The organism is Butyrivibrio proteoclasticus P6B7 (assembly GCF_000622085.1).
Lineage (GTDB): Bacteria > Bacillota > Clostridia > Lachnospirales > Lachnospiraceae > Butyrivibrio > Butyrivibrio proteoclasticus_A.
This window is the reverse complement of record NZ_JHWL01000020.1, coordinates 1-16,575: the sequence shown is the minus strand read 5'-3', so window position 1 is coordinate 16,575 and position 16,575 is coordinate 1. Positions and strand designations below refer to the sequence as shown.

The 16,575-nt window shown below is 41.2% G+C and carries 15 protein-coding genes; 13 read left to right on the top strand and 2 right to left on the bottom strand.

Annotation, left to right across the window (positions count from 1 at the left end):
* The first annotated feature begins 16 nt into the window (after positions 1 to 16).
* From T541_RS0112155 to T541_RS21405, 13 genes are all read left to right on the top strand, one after another.
* The gene (locus T541_RS0112155; RefSeq protein ID WP_026652986.1) at positions 17 to 589 is read left to right on the top strand and encodes an anthranilate synthase component II; all 573 of its coding nucleotides are present in this window, start codon (positions 17 to 19) and stop codon (positions 587 to 589) included.
* Positions 590 to 628: 39 nt separating this feature from the next.
* Positions 629 to 1,726: a DUF4178 domain-containing protein gene (locus tag T541_RS0112150; protein WP_026652985.1), complete on the top strand. Its 1,098-nt coding sequence runs from the start codon at positions 629 to 631 to the stop codon at positions 1,724 to 1,726.
* Between the two features lie 37 nt (positions 1,727 to 1,763).
* Positions 1,764 to 2,102: an adenosylmethionine decarboxylase gene (gene speD / locus T541_RS0112145; RefSeq protein ID WP_026652984.1), complete on the top strand. Its 339-nt coding sequence runs from the start codon at positions 1,764 to 1,766 to the stop codon at positions 2,100 to 2,102.
* Positions 2,103 to 2,108: 6 nt separating this feature from the next.
* Entirely contained in the window at positions 2,109 to 3,614 is a 1,506-nt protein-coding gene (locus tag T541_RS0112140; RefSeq protein ID WP_026652983.1) for a polyamine aminopropyltransferase, read from the top strand.
* A gap of 52 nt (positions 3,615 to 3,666) precedes the next feature.
* Positions 3,667 to 3,987, top strand: coding sequence for a hypothetical protein (locus T541_RS19530; RefSeq protein ID WP_034467031.1), 321 nt, complete (start codon positions 3,667 to 3,669; stop codon positions 3,985 to 3,987).
* Positions 3,988 to 4,125: 138 nt separating this feature from the next.
* Positions 4,126 to 6,138, top strand: coding sequence for a methyl-accepting chemotaxis protein (locus T541_RS0112130; RefSeq protein ID WP_026652982.1), 2,013 nt, complete (start codon positions 4,126 to 4,128; stop codon positions 6,136 to 6,138).
* 243 nt (positions 6,139 to 6,381) lie between these two features.
* Positions 6,382 to 7,242 (top strand): hypothetical protein, encoded by an 861-nt coding sequence (locus T541_RS0112125; RefSeq protein ID WP_026652981.1) that lies wholly within the window; start codon positions 6,382 to 6,384, stop codon positions 7,240 to 7,242.
* Between the two features lie 86 nt (positions 7,243 to 7,328).
* Positions 7,329 to 9,191 (top strand): glycoside hydrolase family 36 protein, encoded by a 1,863-nt coding sequence (locus T541_RS0112120; protein ID WP_026652980.1) that lies wholly within the window; start codon positions 7,329 to 7,331, stop codon positions 9,189 to 9,191.
* A 189-nt stretch (positions 9,192 to 9,380) separates the two neighbouring features.
* On the top strand, positions 9,381 to 10,772 hold the full coding sequence (locus T541_RS0112115; protein WP_026652979.1) for a PhoH family protein: 1,392 nt from the start codon (positions 9,381 to 9,383) through the stop codon (positions 10,770 to 10,772).
* Between the two features lie 421 nt (positions 10,773 to 11,193).
* Positions 11,194 to 11,406 carry a FeoA family protein gene (locus T541_RS0112110; RefSeq protein ID WP_026652978.1) on the top strand — a complete coding sequence of 71 codons (213 nt, stop codon included), beginning with the start codon at positions 11,194 to 11,196 and terminating at the stop codon, positions 11,404 to 11,406.
* A 95-nt stretch (positions 11,407 to 11,501) separates the two neighbouring features.
* Positions 11,502 to 11,723, top strand: coding sequence for a FeoA family protein (locus T541_RS0112105; protein WP_026652977.1), 222 nt, complete (start codon positions 11,502 to 11,504; stop codon positions 11,721 to 11,723).
* 96 nt (positions 11,724 to 11,819) lie between these two features.
* Positions 11,820 to 14,114 carry a ferrous iron transport protein B gene (gene feoB / locus T541_RS0112100; RefSeq protein ID WP_026652976.1) on the top strand — a complete coding sequence of 765 codons (2,295 nt, stop codon included), beginning with the start codon at positions 11,820 to 11,822 and terminating at the stop codon, positions 14,112 to 14,114.
* A 59-nt stretch (positions 14,115 to 14,173) separates the two neighbouring features.
* Positions 14,174 to 14,344 carry a FeoB-associated Cys-rich membrane protein gene (locus T541_RS21405; RefSeq protein WP_155839515.1) on the top strand — a complete coding sequence of 57 codons (171 nt, stop codon included), beginning with the start codon at positions 14,174 to 14,176 and terminating at the stop codon, positions 14,342 to 14,344.
* A gap of 91 nt (positions 14,345 to 14,435) precedes the next feature.
* Here T541_RS21405 and T541_RS0112090 read toward each other — a convergent pair whose 3' ends face one another.
* Positions 14,436 to 14,624 carry a hypothetical protein gene (locus T541_RS0112090; protein WP_026652974.1) on the bottom strand — a complete coding sequence of 63 codons (189 nt, stop codon included), beginning with the start codon at positions 14,622 to 14,624 and terminating at the stop codon, positions 14,436 to 14,438.
* A gap of 491 nt (positions 14,625 to 15,115) precedes the next feature.
* Positions 15,116 to 16,447, bottom strand: a complete 1,332-nt coding sequence (locus tag T541_RS21155; protein ID WP_026652973.1) for an IS30 family transposase — start codon at positions 16,445 to 16,447, stop codon at positions 15,116 to 15,118.
* Positions 16,448 to 16,575 lie beyond the last annotated feature (128 nt).

Below are 16,575 nucleotides of genomic sequence, written 5' to 3'. Positions count from 1 at the left end.
GAGTAGGAGAAAAACAATGATCTTAATTATAGATAACTACGATAGCTTTACCTACAATTTGTATCAGTTTATAGGTTCCATCTACCCTGATATTAAGCCTATCCGAAACGACGCCATGACTGTGGAGGAGATAAGAGCTTTAAATCCTGCAGCTATAGTTCTTTCACCAGGACCAGGAAAGCCCTCTGATGCCGGCGTCTGCGAAGACGTGGTAAAAGAGCTGGGAAAAGAAATACCAATTCTTGGGGTATGCCTGGGACATCAGGCCATCTGCGAAGCCTTTGGAGGAACTGTTGCCCATGCCAAGGAGCTTATGCATGGCAAACAGTCTGTGGTTACCCTTTCTAAGGAGTCGGCTCTTTTTAAAGATATCCCTGAAAGGACTGAGGTTGCCAGATATCATTCGTTAGCTCTTTTACCAGAGACTCTTCCTGAGTGTCTTAAGGTTACAGCTAAGACTGATGATGGTGAGATAATGGCTGTTCAGCATAAGGAATATCCAATCTATGGCCTACAGTTCCATCCCGAATCCATCATGACAACTAATGGTATGGATATGATAAAAAACTTTGTAAAAAGTTTGTCTTGATGATAAAATACCTCTAGTTTTTTGACTGGAGGTTTTTTTATGCAGATTTTTAAACCCAGATCAATCCTTAAGATTGATGGCATGGAATGTGAAGTTCTGGGATATATTGAATATCGAGATGACAAGGAAAACTTTGATTATAGGTGGTACGACTACAGACTTAAGACCCCAAAGGGTGAGATGTGGCTTAGCGTCGATGATACCTACGAGGAGTACGTGTTATCCTGGCCTATCACACTTAAGAATGGTCAGGTGGGTCCTAAGTGGCACAAGGTTGATGAGGGAACTCAGGTTGTGTCTAGTGCTGTTGGCGATGTGGATGTAGATAGAGGAGAAAGAGCTGACTATGCAGAGTTTGAGGACGCCACCGAGGAATATACTCTTTCCCTTGAAATGTGGTCAGATGGTACTGAGGCTTCTCAAGGTGAGTACTACGACGAAAACGAGATAGAGTTTCTCGGGGTTAAGAAGATGACTGCTGGGGAGTTCTTAATGAAGTACTCCTGTTTAATAGCGTTATTGGCATTCTTTATTATATATGGGCTTACCAGTGTTTTTCAGAACTGGGATCTTACCCATACCAAGATTAAGGATTATGTTAGTAAGAATCAGTACTATGTCTATGAGACTTCCATAACTGGTTCCGGTAAGCAGAAGGCGGATGTATATCTTTATCTTGGAACAGCAGATGAGGAGCTGATCGCCAAGGATATTGTGAATGGAATTTATGGACATACCGAGGCTGTGTCTCAGAATGAAGAGGATGGTTCTGTTACGATCCTTACCAGCAATGAGTATTGTATTATCTATGTTCCTGAAGAGGGAGATGTGACAGGAGATGGCTATCCGGATGCCTATGTACAGGTTTCGTCCAGGAAATATGCCTATTCTTCAGAGAGTTCACCTTATCATTCCTCTGGAACAACAAGCTCCTGGTACAGGACATCCTATTACAGCTCAGGCTATAGCTCAGACGCTCACAGGTACACCAGCACACCTTCGGCATATAAGTCCTATGATGGCGTGGTTACCCATGATCTTGGAAATGGATATCTTGATGCATATTCAAGTAGTGTTCGTCAGTCCAGTAGAGCTGCCCGCAGCTCAGATGGTGGCGGCTTAAGTGGTGGTAAGTAATTATTTAGTTGTTAGTTGATCGAAAGAAGGAATTAAATTGGCAATACAGGTAGTATCGGATTTTTACGGATGTGACAGTGAAATCCTTGATGATGAAAAGAGAATATGTTCTATAGCCAAAGAGGCTATAGAGCAGGTTGGAGCTGAGATTGTAGAAGAGTGTGTTCACAAGTTTTCACCTATTGGAATTACTTATTTTGCAGTTATCAGTACCTCTCATTTTTCAATTCATACATGGCCGGAATACGGCTACGCTGCGGTTGATGTTTTTTCCTGCAGCGATTTCGTGGTGGAGGAGTTGACAGCTCTTTTGCAAAAGGCATTTAAGGCAGATAGAGTAGAAACACAAAAATTAAACAGGAAAGTAGGTAGGTGATCAAAAATGTCAGGAAAGTACAGATTACTAATGCTGACAACCCTGATCATCTCTGGCTGTTCTATGTGCTATGAGCTTATTATCAGCGCTGTCAGTTCATATCTGCTTGGTAATAGTACCATGCAGTATTCAACAACTATTGGATTTTATATGTGTGCTCTTGGTCTTGGGTCATATATTTCAAGATATTTTGGCAAAAAGCTTTTTAATATCTTTGTGATGATAGAGATCAGTATTGGAATAATTGGTGGCGTAAGTTCACTGGTTCTTTTTTTGTCAAATATTTATATTCAGGCCTATCCAGTGGTAATGTATCTTATCACGATTATGATAGGTACCCTTGCAGGGGCAGAGATTCCGATTCTTACAAGAATTATAGAAGAGGATGAGCAGAATCTTAAGATGACGCTTTCTTCAATCTTCAGCTTTGATTACGTGGGCGGTCTTGTGGGATCTATCGCTTTTCCTATACTTCTTTTACCTAAGCTTGGATACTTCGCCACATCATTTCTGTGCGGACTTATGAATATCCTTGCTGCAATAATGATCATTATCAAGTTTAGAGATAGGATTGAGAATTACAAGATTTACAGACTTGTCACCATAATAATTGCTATATTTATGATCCTTGGCATGATTTTTTCGGATAATATTTCTGACAGTATTGAGGGCGGTCTATACAGAGACAGAGTGGTTCTTATAGAGCAAACCCAGTATCAGAAAATTGTTATGACCAAGCACAAGGATGATACGAGACTGTTTATAGATGGCAATTGTCAGTTCTCTACTAAGGATGAGTACAGATATCATGAGGCTTTGGTTCACGTTCCTATGAGCAAGGTGGCAAATCGTGAAAATGTGCTTATTCTTGGAGGCGGAGATGGCATGGCTGTCAGAGAGGTTCTTAAGTACGATACCGTTAAGAACATTGACCTGGTGGACCTTGACGGCGAGATGATAAGGATCTGCAGTACCAACAAGAGTATTACTGAGATCAATGAGAATTCTCTTTTAAGCGACAGGCTCAATATCCATATTGAAGATGCCTATGAGTATCTGGAGAATAACAGCTCTTTATATGATCTCATTATCGTGGATCTCCCGGATCCAAACTCTGAGAGTCTTAATAAGCTCTATTCAAATGTGTTCTACAGACTTTGTAAGAGTGCTCTTAACGATGGAGGAGTGCTGGTGGTTCAGTCCACATCTCCATACTATGCAAGGGACGCCTTTTGGTGCATCAATAAGACTATTGCATCAGAGGGCATGAATGTAATGGCGTATCATCTGGAGGTCCCAGCCTTTGGTGATTGGGGCTTTAACATGGCATCTAAGGAAGAGTTTTCAGAAAGCTTTGATATTGGCGTTGAGACCAGGTTCCTTAGCGCTGATAATGTGGCAAGTTTATTTGCCTTTGGTAAGGATGAGATTACAGATAATGTGGAGATAAACAGGCTTACTAAGCCGGTTTTGATGGAATACTATAATAAGGCAGCGGATAACTGGAATTAATATCAGAGCGGATCTTGGTATTAGCTGTTGAAACTGATGTTGGAGAATAATTATGGCAAGTTATAGGTTGGAAGCCCTTTGGGACTGCGTATACTGTGGACATATAGGTAACCTTGGCCGTTATAGGCATTGCCCCTATTGCGGAAGTGCCAGAAATGAGGATGTAGCTTTTTATCCTCCTACGGACCGTAGCAGAGCAAATGCGATTAATCCAAGTGAGCATAAGATTTCATCAGGACCAGACTGGATGTGTGAATACTGCGGAGGCTATGCATCAAGCGATGCCTTGTATTGTCCGGGATGTGGTAGTAAAAGATCTGATGCCACCAGGAACTATGCAGATATACAGGAACAAAAAGAAATGGAAGAGTAATCGAAAATTACTCTTCTTTTTTTTATGTTTTTTTAATATATTAATAAGTTTATAGATATACTAAAATACGTTAATTTGTTGGATAATATAGGTGTTAGATTGCTGTTTTTGTGTACAAATTATACGGAGGAATCTATTATGTCTAATGAGGTAAAGCAGCCAAAGAAAGCTAATGCTCAGAAGAAGCCTGGCCAGAAGAGTATTAAGACCAGACTTATTTCTGTAATGCTTGCAGTTGCAGCAATTCCACTTATTGTTTCGCTTGTGATAAGTTATGTTTCATCTACAAATAAGGCTCTTGAAGATGCCGAGACTGCACTTAGCTGGCAGGCTAGATACATCGCAAGAGAGTTTTCTGCTGAAATTGAGAAAAACATTGAGATTATACAGGCAGTAGCAGACAACCCTACTACAATTGTGTATATGGAAGGAACTGCTGGCATTGAGGATCAGGTAATGATCTCCATGTGCCAGGCCTACGATAATATCATTGGTGATGGTAATGTTATTGCCGTAGCCAATACAGATGGTGATCAGGTAGCCAAGTCCAGTGGAGAGCTTACTAATGTAGCAGCAAGAGAGTATTTCCAGGAAGCACTTAAGGGAAATACATATATTTCTGACGTAATAGTAAGTACCACAACTGGTGCCAGACAGGTTACAATGTGTACACCTATTAAGGGATCAGATGGAACCGTAATTGGTACAGTTCAGAGAAACTACAATCTGGACGAACTCCATAATCTTCTTGCAGAAAAGACAGAGGATGCCTTTGTTGCTGATAGAAATAACATCATGGCAGCTCACGCTAAGATGGAGATCACAGCTGATCAGGAATATGACCTTACTGGTACTCCATACTGCGCTGGAGGTTCTGGAACAATTGTTGATAAGACAAGCTTTGATACTCCACTTATCATGTCCTATTATGAGGATAGCCTTACTGGATTTAAGATTGTTGTATCAACTGATTACAATAAGGCAATGTCATCAGCTAAGACCTCAGCTCTTATAACAATTATTGTTGGGGTTATCATGCTGATTGTAGCTATCGTTGTTTCATTCTTCATGGCTAAGAGCTTTACAGATCCTATCAAGGAAGTTAACGAGTCATTGGCTCAGCTGGCTGACGGTAGATTCTACACAATAGATAAATATACTAAACAAAAAGATGAATTCGGTGCAATGGTTAACAATACCAACACTGTTATTGGTAAGCTTTCTGAGATTGTTTCACATATTAAGGAGTCTTCAAATACTGTTGAAACTTCTTCTATGGAACTTTCAGATATGGCCAATCAGATTTCTCAGACAGCAGAAGATGTAGCTAATGCAGTTCAGGAGATTGCATCCGGAGCTACACAGCAGGCTGATGAGATCCAGTCAGCATCCGAGAACGTTGGATACATTGGAGATGCAGTTGTAGAGGTTCAGTCCTCAACAACAGATCTTGAAGGCCTTGCAGGAAGAATGCAGGAAGCATCAGAAGCATCCTCTGCATCACTTTCAAACCTTCAGGAATCAAGTAACGAGATGACTGGTAAGATTGATGAGATTTCCACTACGATTTCTGCTACACAGAATGCGGTTACTAATATCAATGATAAGGTTGAGGGTATTTCTTCAATCGCAACACAGACCAACCTCCTTTCACTTAATGCTTCTATCGAGGCTGCAAGAGCCGGTGAAGCAGGAAGAGGCTTCTCAGTAGTTGCTGAAGAAATCGGTAAGCTGGCTGAAGATTCTAAGAACATGGCTGACGAGATCCGTCAGGAGATGGATGTTCTTCTTGAGCAGTCCAAGGCAGCCGTTGAAGCAGCTGAGTCTATCAAGGATAGTAATATCAATCAGCAGGAGGCTCTTGGTGAGACTCTCCAGAGTGTTAACAGCATGCTTGAGGACATCGCATCAACAGTTGGTGGTGTTCAGAAGATTGCTACTGGCGCAGAGACTTGCGAGACTTCCAAGAATGCGGTTGTTGATACAATGAGTGCTCTTTCAGCTATTTCTGAAGAGAATGCAGCATCCTCCGAAGAGACAGGTGCATCAATGCAGGAGCTTTCCGCTACAGTTACAACTCTTGCTGGCTCCGCTAAGGGCCTCAAAGACGTTGCCGAGCAGCTCAACCAAGAGATGGCATTCTTCAAGTAATATTTCCTTCGAGTATATAATGCCACCGGAAGTACTAAGTGCTTCCGGTGGTTTTTTGTGGGGTTCTGGGAGGGCAGAGTCAGGCAACTGCCCTCCCAGAACCCTCACAAAAAATGCGGATGAGTATAGTTTACCTATGTGCAAAATCCACCTTATTTGACACAATTATTTGCTTCATTTTTGGCCTAGGATTGATATAATGGACTTTAGTTAGATTTATTGTAGCCAGGAGTTTGAAGAGTAATGTCGGAGGCTTATAAGGAATTAAGTTCAGTAATAGATATAGACATAGATGAGGATAGTGAAAAAGAAGTTAAGAAGTATATGATCGGAGCATGGATTATTAAGTTGATTGCTCTGGGCCTTCTTGTATTTATTCTCTTGTTTTTATTTGATTTTGTAGGACATATTTTTTCTCTATATTTAAAGGTTCTATATTTTAAGATGGGGTTAATAGTAAACGGTACTTTGGCCTTAGTGATTATATATTATGCATATAAGAGATACCGTCTTGGGAAGTTCTATGGTTACCTGACTAATGATTGCAATCCGGAAAAGTTTCTTTCTACGAATATGGCATTGTTTTCACATGCCTACAAGAAGAGGAATTTCTATCTGCATTTTGCGAATATAGTGACGGGGCTTCTTTTTGCAGGTAGAGTAGAGGATGCAGTCAAGGTTTTAGAGGTGATGAAGAAGTATTGTACTGATGGTACGGGGCAGTTGTTTTATGAGATTGCCAGCTGTGATGTAGCTCTTTTTAGGGAGGATCTTGAGGACCTTAAGGCTCATACGGATTGCCTTACAGAGTTTGCCAGAAGGGGCGCTGTTTCAAGTCACTTTATGAAGATTTATAAAGCTAAGACTACTTATTATCAGCTTGTCTTTGCCTATTCGGAAGGCAGGTTTGATGAGGTTAATTGGGGCATAGATGCTCTTTTTGAGCCGGCGAAGACTAATAATATCAGGGTAAAGAGGGCATATTACAAGTACAGGTGTTTATGTTCTCTTGGCTTTAATGACAAGGCAGAAGAGTGTAGAAAAGTTGTGTTGAGTCTAGGTGGAAGTACCTGGTATGCAAGGAGTCTTGCGGAAGCACAATGAAGCTAGTACATGTGACAAGAGATTAATGATAGAAGTTTTATTATTGAAATAGTGATATTTGAATTCAAATTATTTAGGAGAGGGTTATGAAGGGAATTTCTGGTTCGGTAAAGATTATTGGGGACGAATATGCAGCTGGTTACTGTTGCGGCTTGTCCATGGTAGATAATGGCACCGCAAGGCGCTTTAAGACCATGATGGATGAAGAGGATATGACTATCCTTGAAACTGAGGATGGGCTCACACTTAACGTAAGCCATACTAAGAGTGAGACTTCTGATGCCACCATCGTTGAGACCACGTTTATCAATGATTCAGAGAAGGATGTAACGCTGGAATATATGACATCCTTTATGCTTGAAGGTGTTGAGGCAGACAAGATCTACAGGATGCTGTCCTTCTGGAGTGCAGAGGGTAAGCTTAAGGTAGATAGCATCTACGACCTTAACATGGAAAAGAGCTGGGCTGGGCACGGTTGCAGGATTGAAAAGTTTGGAAATGTAGGCTCTATGCCTGTTAGAAAGTACTTCCCATTCCTTGCTCTTGAAAACAGTAAGACAGGGAAATTTACAGGTATCATGCTGTATGCTCCTAATTCCTGGCAGATAGAGCTTGTGGTAAGGAAGGAGAAGACTCTTACCGTTGCAGGCGGCATTGCTGACCGCGACTTTGGCCACTGGACCAAGAACATAGAAGGAGGTAGCTCTTTTACCGCGCCTAGGGCAATAGTGGCAGAGGGCGACTCACTTCTTGATGTATGCGACAAGCTGGTGAAGGCTACGGAAATTAATCCAAGCCCTGTGGATGATCATATGGGCATCACCTTTAACGAATACTGCACAACCTGGGGCAATCCTACAATTGGCAACCTTAAGAAAATCGCAGATAAGCTGGAGGGAAAGGGCATTCAGTACCTTGTAATGGACTCTGGCTGGTATCTGGAGGGAGACTCTCAGTGGTGGGAGAACCGAGGAGACTGGATCATCAACACCGACAGATTCCCTAATGGGTTAAAAGAGCTATCGGATTACGTCAGGGAAAAAGGCATGATTCCAGGTATCTGGTTCGAGCCAGAGGTGGTATCCTTCAAAGCCCACAACTACGAGGAGCAAAAGGAACACGTTCTTCACAGAGATGGAGTGCCTATCACTGTGGAAGGCTGCAGATTCTGGGATATGGAGGATCCATGGGTTAAGGACTTCCTTAAAGAGAAGGTTATCGATACCCTTAAGGACAACGGATTTGGCTATATCAAGGTTGATTACAACGATACTGTGGGAATTGGCTGCGATGGCGATGAGTCCTATGGCGAGAACCTTAGAAATAAGCTCGCTGGAACTCTTGAGTTCTTTAACAGAATGAGGGAGGAGATTCCTGAGCTCGTTATAGAGAACTGCTCAAGTGGCGGTCACAGACTTGAGGGCACATTCATGGAACATGCAACCATGGCTAGCTTTTCAGATGCTCATGAAACCAAGTCTTTGCCTATCATAGCTGCGAACCTTCAGAGAGTTGTAAGACCTGAGCAGAATCAGATCTGGTCCGTTATGCGTAAGGAGGATTCTGATGATAGGATCTTTTACTCAATGTGCGCCACATTCCTTGGAAGAATGGGCCTTAGCGGCGATATTTATGACCTTAGTGACCATCAGTGGAACTTAATTGATGAGGGTATTTCTTTTTACAATAAGGTGTCCCATATAATTAAGGATGGTAAGACCACAGTGCTGGAGGCTGATACAAAGAGCTATGCAGAGCCTACTGGAGGTCAGCTTGTTGTTAGAACCCTTGGAGATGAGAGTCTTGTGATCTATCACAGATTTGAAAACTCTGTTTCCATGGAGGAGTTTGCAAGGGTCAATAACCTTCAGATTCCTGAAGGAGTGGTTGATATTAAATATGGTGCTGCGGACCGTGATTTCTCCGCTATGGCAATGATAATTAAATAGATAAACTCAAGAATATCCTGATATTTTATCGTATCAGGATATTTTTTTGACTAAATACTGAATGTTAATTTTGCGATTTTCTTGATGATAATTAATATTAGGGCCATCTGAATAATAAAAAAATATTGTGAAAATACTATATGTGGTATAATTAATGTACAAGTCATACAAATAGAGGGGGACCTACGCATGAAGAAGATCTACGTACTGGACACCAACGTTTTGATTCAGGCACCTATTTCAATTAAGTGCTTCGATGATAACGAGGTCGTTCTTCCGCTGGTAGTCTTGGAGGAACTCGATGCCCACAAGAGAGATGAGGGTGAGCGAGGAGCCAATGTCAGAGAGGCAATAAGGCTTATCGAACAGCTTCGTGGCTCAGGAGATCTGGTTAAGGGCGTTAGCCTTGATAAGGGCGGCACCTTAAGGGTCGAGAAGAACTTCAAGGATGTTGAACTTCCTAAGGATCTGTCGGAGTACAAGTCCGATAATCGTATCCTTAAGGTATGTAAAGGTCTAAAGGACAGTAGTCAGGAGCAGGTTATTCTGGTCACCAAGGATATTCTGATGCGTGTCAAAGCGCAGATTCTTGGGGTTCAGGCTGAGGACTTCACTACTGAGCAGGTGGCAGGTCAGGGCGAGCAGTATAGCGGCCGTGTTGATGTATATGCCCCTGAAGAAATCTTTAAGGATTTCAAGAAAAAAGGTATTCCTGTTGATAAGGTTTACTGTTGTGACGAGGAGGGTAATCAGTACAGCCCAGAGCTGTATGAAAATGAGTTTGTTATTATCAGGGCTGATCAGTCCACCAACAAGACCCAGATGGGCCGTGTATGTGGTAAGGTGATCAAGAAGCTTGATTTTGAAAAGACACAGCCCTATGGTGTTAAGCCAAGAAATGCCGGTCAGTACTTCCTTCAGGAAGCACTTATGCAGCCAGCAGATGTGGCTCCACTGGTTATTGTAAAGGGTATGGCAGGAACTGCTAAGACATTCTATTCACTGGCTGTAGGCCTTGAGAAGCTGATCAACAGGCCAACCGGCGAGTATCGTAGGATCCTTGTGTGCAGACCTAACTCCCAGTTCGATGATGACATTGGATTTTTGCCAGGTGATGAGCAGGAGAAGATTTCTCCTCTTATGAGACCTATCATCGATAACCTTGAGCAGCTCATTGATTCCAATGAGGAAGAGCGCTACAAGGATGAAAAAGAGCTACAGGGTAAAACTGATGAGGTCTTTGACCGCGGTATTATCCAGTGCGAAGCTCTTAACTTCATTCGAGGAAGATCTATTCTTAAGACCTACCTTATTATTGATGAGGCTCAGAACATGACGCCTAATCAGGCAAAGGGTATCATCACCAGAGCAGGTAAGGACACCAAGATTATTCTTCTTGGAGATCCTAATCAGATCGACAGACCATTCCTTGATGAGCGTACCAATGGTCTTTCCTATGCTTCAGAGCGTATGAAGGGTAGTCCACTTGCTTGGCAGATCACTCTTTCTGCATCTGAGTGTGAGCGTAGTAAGCTTGCTATGGATGCCATCGGACGTATGAAGAGTAAGGAAGATCTCTGATCTAAGAGATTGGTAATTGAATGATCTTTGCATATAAGCTGTAAGATCAATAATTGAATAATATGATAAAAGAGCTGACTAAGAAATTTATACTTTCTTAGTCAGTTTTTTGTTTTATATATGCGTATTTTAATAAATGAAGAATTGTATAATGTAATTTTCATCATATAAATAGAAGATGCTTATTGACAATCATTTTCAAAAAAGATAACATAAAGTTAGCAAAGGCTAACATAAACATTCAAAAGTAATCGAGAAAAAATCTTTTATATTGTAAAAAAGATATTATTGACAAAAACTTTCAGTTAGAATAAACTAACATACGGTTAGCGAATACTAACCAATTATTTTTGCTTTTGAGTTAGCAATGGCTGACTGGTTTAGTTCTTTTAACAGTTGATGAAAGTGAAAGAGAGGGAGAATGATGCCTATTTCAATGGCCAACACCGGCACACTCGTGACAATTAAGAAAATTTCAGGTAATGATGAAGTAAGGCAGCATCTTGCTACACTGGGTTTTGTAGTAGGTGAGAAGGTTTCAGTTGTAAGCGAGAACTGTGGCAACATGATACTTAATGTTAAGGACAGCAGAATTGCTCTTGATAGAACACTTGCTAACAGAATTCTGGTGTAATTTCTTTTGCTCCGAATACTTATATCTGGGGCTTTGGAACTGATAACTGATAAGGAATTGCTATGCAATTTACTAAATAAAAAGGGAGAATATCAATGAAGACACTTCGAAATGTTGAAATTGGACAGACTGCAACAGTCAAGAAGTTACATGGGGAAGGCCCTACAAGACGTAGGATCATGGACATGGGACTTACAAAGGGCGCTGAAGTTTATGTTCGTAAGGTAGCACCTTTGGGAGATCCTATCGAGCTTACAGTTAGAGGCTATGAGCTTACTGTTCGTAAGGCTGATGCTGAATTTGTCGAGGTTGAGTAATCTATTTTTTTACCAGAGTGTAAGCAATAGCTAACACAACCAAGAAGCACTGATATGAGATGAAAAAGTATTTAATGAGGAATTTAGGAGGCAGAAATGGAAATCAAGATTGCTTTAGCAGGTAATCCAAATAGTGGTAAGACCACTTTGTTTAATGATCTGACAGGTAGCAGACAGTACGTTGGTAACTGGCCAGGCGTTACTGTTGAAAAGAAGGAAGGTAAGCTTAAGGGAGCTGAATATAAGGATGTTGTAATCCAGGATCTTCCAGGTATTTATTCCCTTTCACCATACACATTGGAAGAGGTGGTATCACGTACATATCTGGTTAACGAGAAACCAGACGCTATTATCAACATTGTAGATGGAACTAACATTGAGCGTAACCTCTATCTCACAACTCAGCTCCTTGAGCTTAACATCCCTATGATCATAGCTCTTAACATGATGGATCTTGTTCGTAAGAACGGAGATAAGATCAATGTGGCTGCTCTTTCTGAGGCTCTTGGATGTGAAGTTGTTGAGCTTTCAGCTCTTAAGGGCGAGGGAACTGATGCACTCATCAAGAAGGCAGTAGATGCTGCAAAGAGTGGTAAGGTTCATCAGAAAAAGGAAATGATCACAGGCGCTGCAGCTACAGCTGTTGCAGAGATTGAGAGTGTGCTTACCGGAGTATCAGATTCTAAATTCCTTCACTTTAACTCTGTTAAGGCTTTTGAGAGAGATGAGAAGGCTTTGGCTTCACTTAATCTTTCAGCAGATAAGAAGAGTAAGATCGAAGAGATCATTAAGAACTGTGAAAAAGAGCTTGATGATGACAGCGAATCAATCATTACAAATGAGAGATATAACTTTATTACTTCAGTAACTTCTAAGGCTGTTAAGAAGGGTAGAGCAAAGGGTGAGCTTTCTGTATCTGATAAGATTGATAAGATCGTTACTAACCGTATTCTTGGTCTTCCTATTTTTGCAGTTGTAATGTTCCTTATTTATGCGATTGCCATGGGTGGCTGGAGTGTTTCAATCGGTACTAGGGCTACTGACTTTACCAATGATGTTATCTTTGGCGAGTGGGTTCCAGGTCTTTTTGATTCTATTCTTGGTGTATTCGGTGTTGCAGAAGGAACAGTTCTTTATGGACTTATTCAGGATGGTATTGTAGCAGGTGTTGGAGCTGTAATTGGTTTCGTTCCTCAGATGCTGGTTCTTTTCCTTCTCCTTTCTATTCTTGAGGATATTGGATACATGGCTCGTGTAGCCTTCGTTATGGACCGTATCTTCCGTCAGTTTGGTCTTTCAGGTAAGTCTTTCATTCCTTGCCTTGTTGCTACAGGCTGCGGTGTTCCTGGTGTTATGGCAAGTAGAACTATCGAGAATGAGCGTGATCGTAAGATGACAATCATGACAACAACCTTCATGCCATGTGGAGCTAAGCTTCCTATCATCGGACTTATTGCAGGTGCTGTATTTGGTGGATCACCACTTATTGCTGCCAGCGCTTACTTCATTGGTATTGGTTCAATCATTCTTTCAGGTATCATCCTTAAGAAGTTTAAGGCCTTTGCAGGAATGCCAGCACCATTCGTTATGGAGCTTCCTGTTTACCACGTTCCTTCAGTTGCTGGTGTACTCCGTGCAACTTGGGAAAGAGGCTGGTCATTTATTAAGAGAGCTGGATCAGTTATCGTTGTTTCTTCAGTTATCATCTGGTTCTTATCTGCATTTGGTAATGTAAACGGACACTTCGGACTTGTAGATAATCTCTTTGAGGACGAGGCTATTGTTACAGACCAGTATGTAGCAGAGCTTGCTGATAAGATGGATATTTCAGAGGAAGATGTAAATTCTATGGATGCTTCGCTTCTCGCAGGTGTAGGTAATGCAGCATCATTCGTATTTAAGCCACTTGGATTTGGTAACTGGAAGGCTACAGTTGCTACAGTTACAGGACTTGTTGCTAAGGAAGAAGTAGTAGGAACATTCGGAGTTCTTTATAACTATGATGATCAGGACGGAGCTGATGAGCTTGGCGAAGAAGGAGATCAGATCTGGGATAGAGTCGCTGCAGACTATACACCAATCGCAGCCTTCGCATTCATGATTTTCAACCTCCTTTGTGCTCCATGCTTTGCAGCGATCGGTGCTATCAAGCGTGAGATGAATAACCGCAAGTGGACATGGGCTGCAATTGGTTACATGACAGGTTGGGCTTACGTTCTTGCACTTATCGTTTATAATATTGGTGGACTCATCGTTGGTGAAGTTACCTTTGGAGTTGGAACTGTAGTAGGTATTGTTCTTCTTGGAGCATTGTTATATCTTATTTTCAGAAAAGGATATCAGGCTACAGAAGCAGATGTAAATCCTAACTCAGTTAAGGCTACAGCTTAAGTATTAAAGCCTATTTGTTATATTGTTATTTTGTTTTATTTAGGAAAGGGGTGTTCAACATGTCATCTATTATCGGAAATGTTATAGTAATCGGAATCTTGGCAGTAATTCTTTTCTTTAGTGGAAGACATGCCTTCAAGATTTTTAGAAATGAGCTAAAGGGTGGCGGATGCTCCTGTTGTTCTGGAAATTGCAGTTGTGCTAGCTGTGGTTCTAAGAAGAAAAGCTGATGCAGTTTAACTGCTTAGATACAATGAATTCAAAATAAAAATAGGAGTCAGCAGGGATAAAAATCTTGCTGGCTCCTTTTAGATTTCCTTTTTATTTCTTCTCTTTCTTCATATCTGCGATGATTGCCAGAGTATAAGAGATATCATTAAGTGTCTGAGTCATGTTCTGAACCATGAGCTCCATCTTTACTGAATCAGGAATGTTTCCTTCCTTCATTCTTTCCTGCATTTCTGCAACCCTCTTTTGCTGCAAAGCTGTTACTTCTGAAACTCTACTCATTATCCACCCTCCTAATTATCAGAACTACGATATATAGAAATATCATATTCAGTTCAAATCTACATACTATTATAGGATGAATTTGGGCCTTATACATGGATTTAACCGTATTTTAATAGCATTTAATTTTTTTTTCATTTTGGTATGTCTGATACATTTTTTTACTTTGTAGATGGGCTAAGAGCAATATCTAGACTGTTCGCTGGATAGGTAGTGGCTAAAGAAGTCAAAAGGGTCAAAAGCTGGTCAAATGAAAAAGTAAATTCCACTTTACCTATGAAAAATGGTCTCTTTTGCGATTTTGAGGAATGATTTCATAAAATTGTGCTTTGAGACCTCTGAAAAACGTGATAAAATCGGTTCATCGTTTCTGTTTGTTGTATGGCAAACAGACGACTGGAGCAGTTTGAGAAAAATTAAATTCCACTCGTCTCGGGATGATTTTTGATGAAATTTGAGACATAAGTGGTCATCTGTCTGCTTACTATTTTTTATTTATTGATGAGAGCCGGTTTTAACATGACTGAGTCTGGGGAGACTTTTTGCTGTCCTGTTAGAGCCGGTATTCTTTTGTCTAAAAGCAGTTCAGCAAGGTCAAATGGAGTTGCTCCATTTAAGCTGTCTCTGGCTGTTGAATTGATGTGACTTGCCATAAGGTTGATGTCTTCCTGAGTGTACTTGTGCATGCTTCGACCTTTTGGAATGACATAGCGAATGTATTCATGGTTCTTCTCAAGTCTGGCCTTCTGGTTAGACACATAAGGATCGCAATAGAATACATAGGTGCGCTGCTTGCCATCTTCAGTCTTTTCTATATCCCAGGGGTTCTTGAATTCCGACCCGTTGTCGGTAAGAATCACAGGAAAGTATTTCTTGAAAAGGCGCGGCCCAAGTGTAGAGTAGAGCTCGTTGATAGCGTTCACGACACACTCCTGAGTACACCTTGGTAATAGGATAACAAGCATAAAACTGCAACTTCTAAACAGAAGAGTGAGCAGGCACTTTCCACTAGCCTGACCACCTTTAACGGTATCCATCTCGACAACATCGAGATCAGGATGATGCTCCATGAAGAACTCAAAGTCCTTGTATGTACGCTTGTTGCGGTATACCTGTTCTATGTTTTTTACTCTTGGTTCAGAGCGCTTCTTTCGCTTTTTATAACGAACTCTTCTGGGCAGATCAATGTTCCTTGCCTGGAAGACGCGTTGGTCGAAGTAGTTGTAAAGAGTACGTCTGCATACAGGTATCTCATCGGCATGCACAGCAAATATATGACTTAATGGCTGCCCGTTGAGAACCAGTGGAGAAACAAGATCGTTTAGCTGCTGCAATTCCTCAGGAGTGAGATTTATTCCTTTCCTTGAGTTGACCAGTTTCTTCTCATACTTTTCTTGTGCGGCCGTGGCAGAGTAGTAGGCTTTTTCTAAAGGACAATCTCTGTAATGATCGCAGGAATTGCACACAAATGGAGCCTTGGTTGGTTTATAACAAACATAGGGAATAAAGTACTTACAATACTTAGTTGGATCCATGCGGTAACAGTAACGACAAGCTTTGTTACATTTGCGGTACTTGTTGTCGCCACATACATCCCGTTCCCTACAGGTTTTGTAGTCCCAGCAAAGTCTGCATTTATCCCACCACTGATATGGGGATTCAATACTTCTGGATCTTTTAACTTCTTTTGAAATGGTAGTAGGATCCTTGTGCAGAACCTTTGCAATGGAATAAAAAGTAGAGCCTTGGTTAAGCTCCTGTTCTATATAAATCCTATCTGACAGTAACAGATGGGAGTGGTTACCTCTTATCGATTCACTCATAAGGAACTCCTTCCTGACAGACAGATGACCTTGAGTAGGATAAGAGATAAAAATGGCATGTGCAAGACTAACTTCTACATCGCCATGTTTTTGACCTGAAATAGCTGAATTTAAAATTTCACTCTACG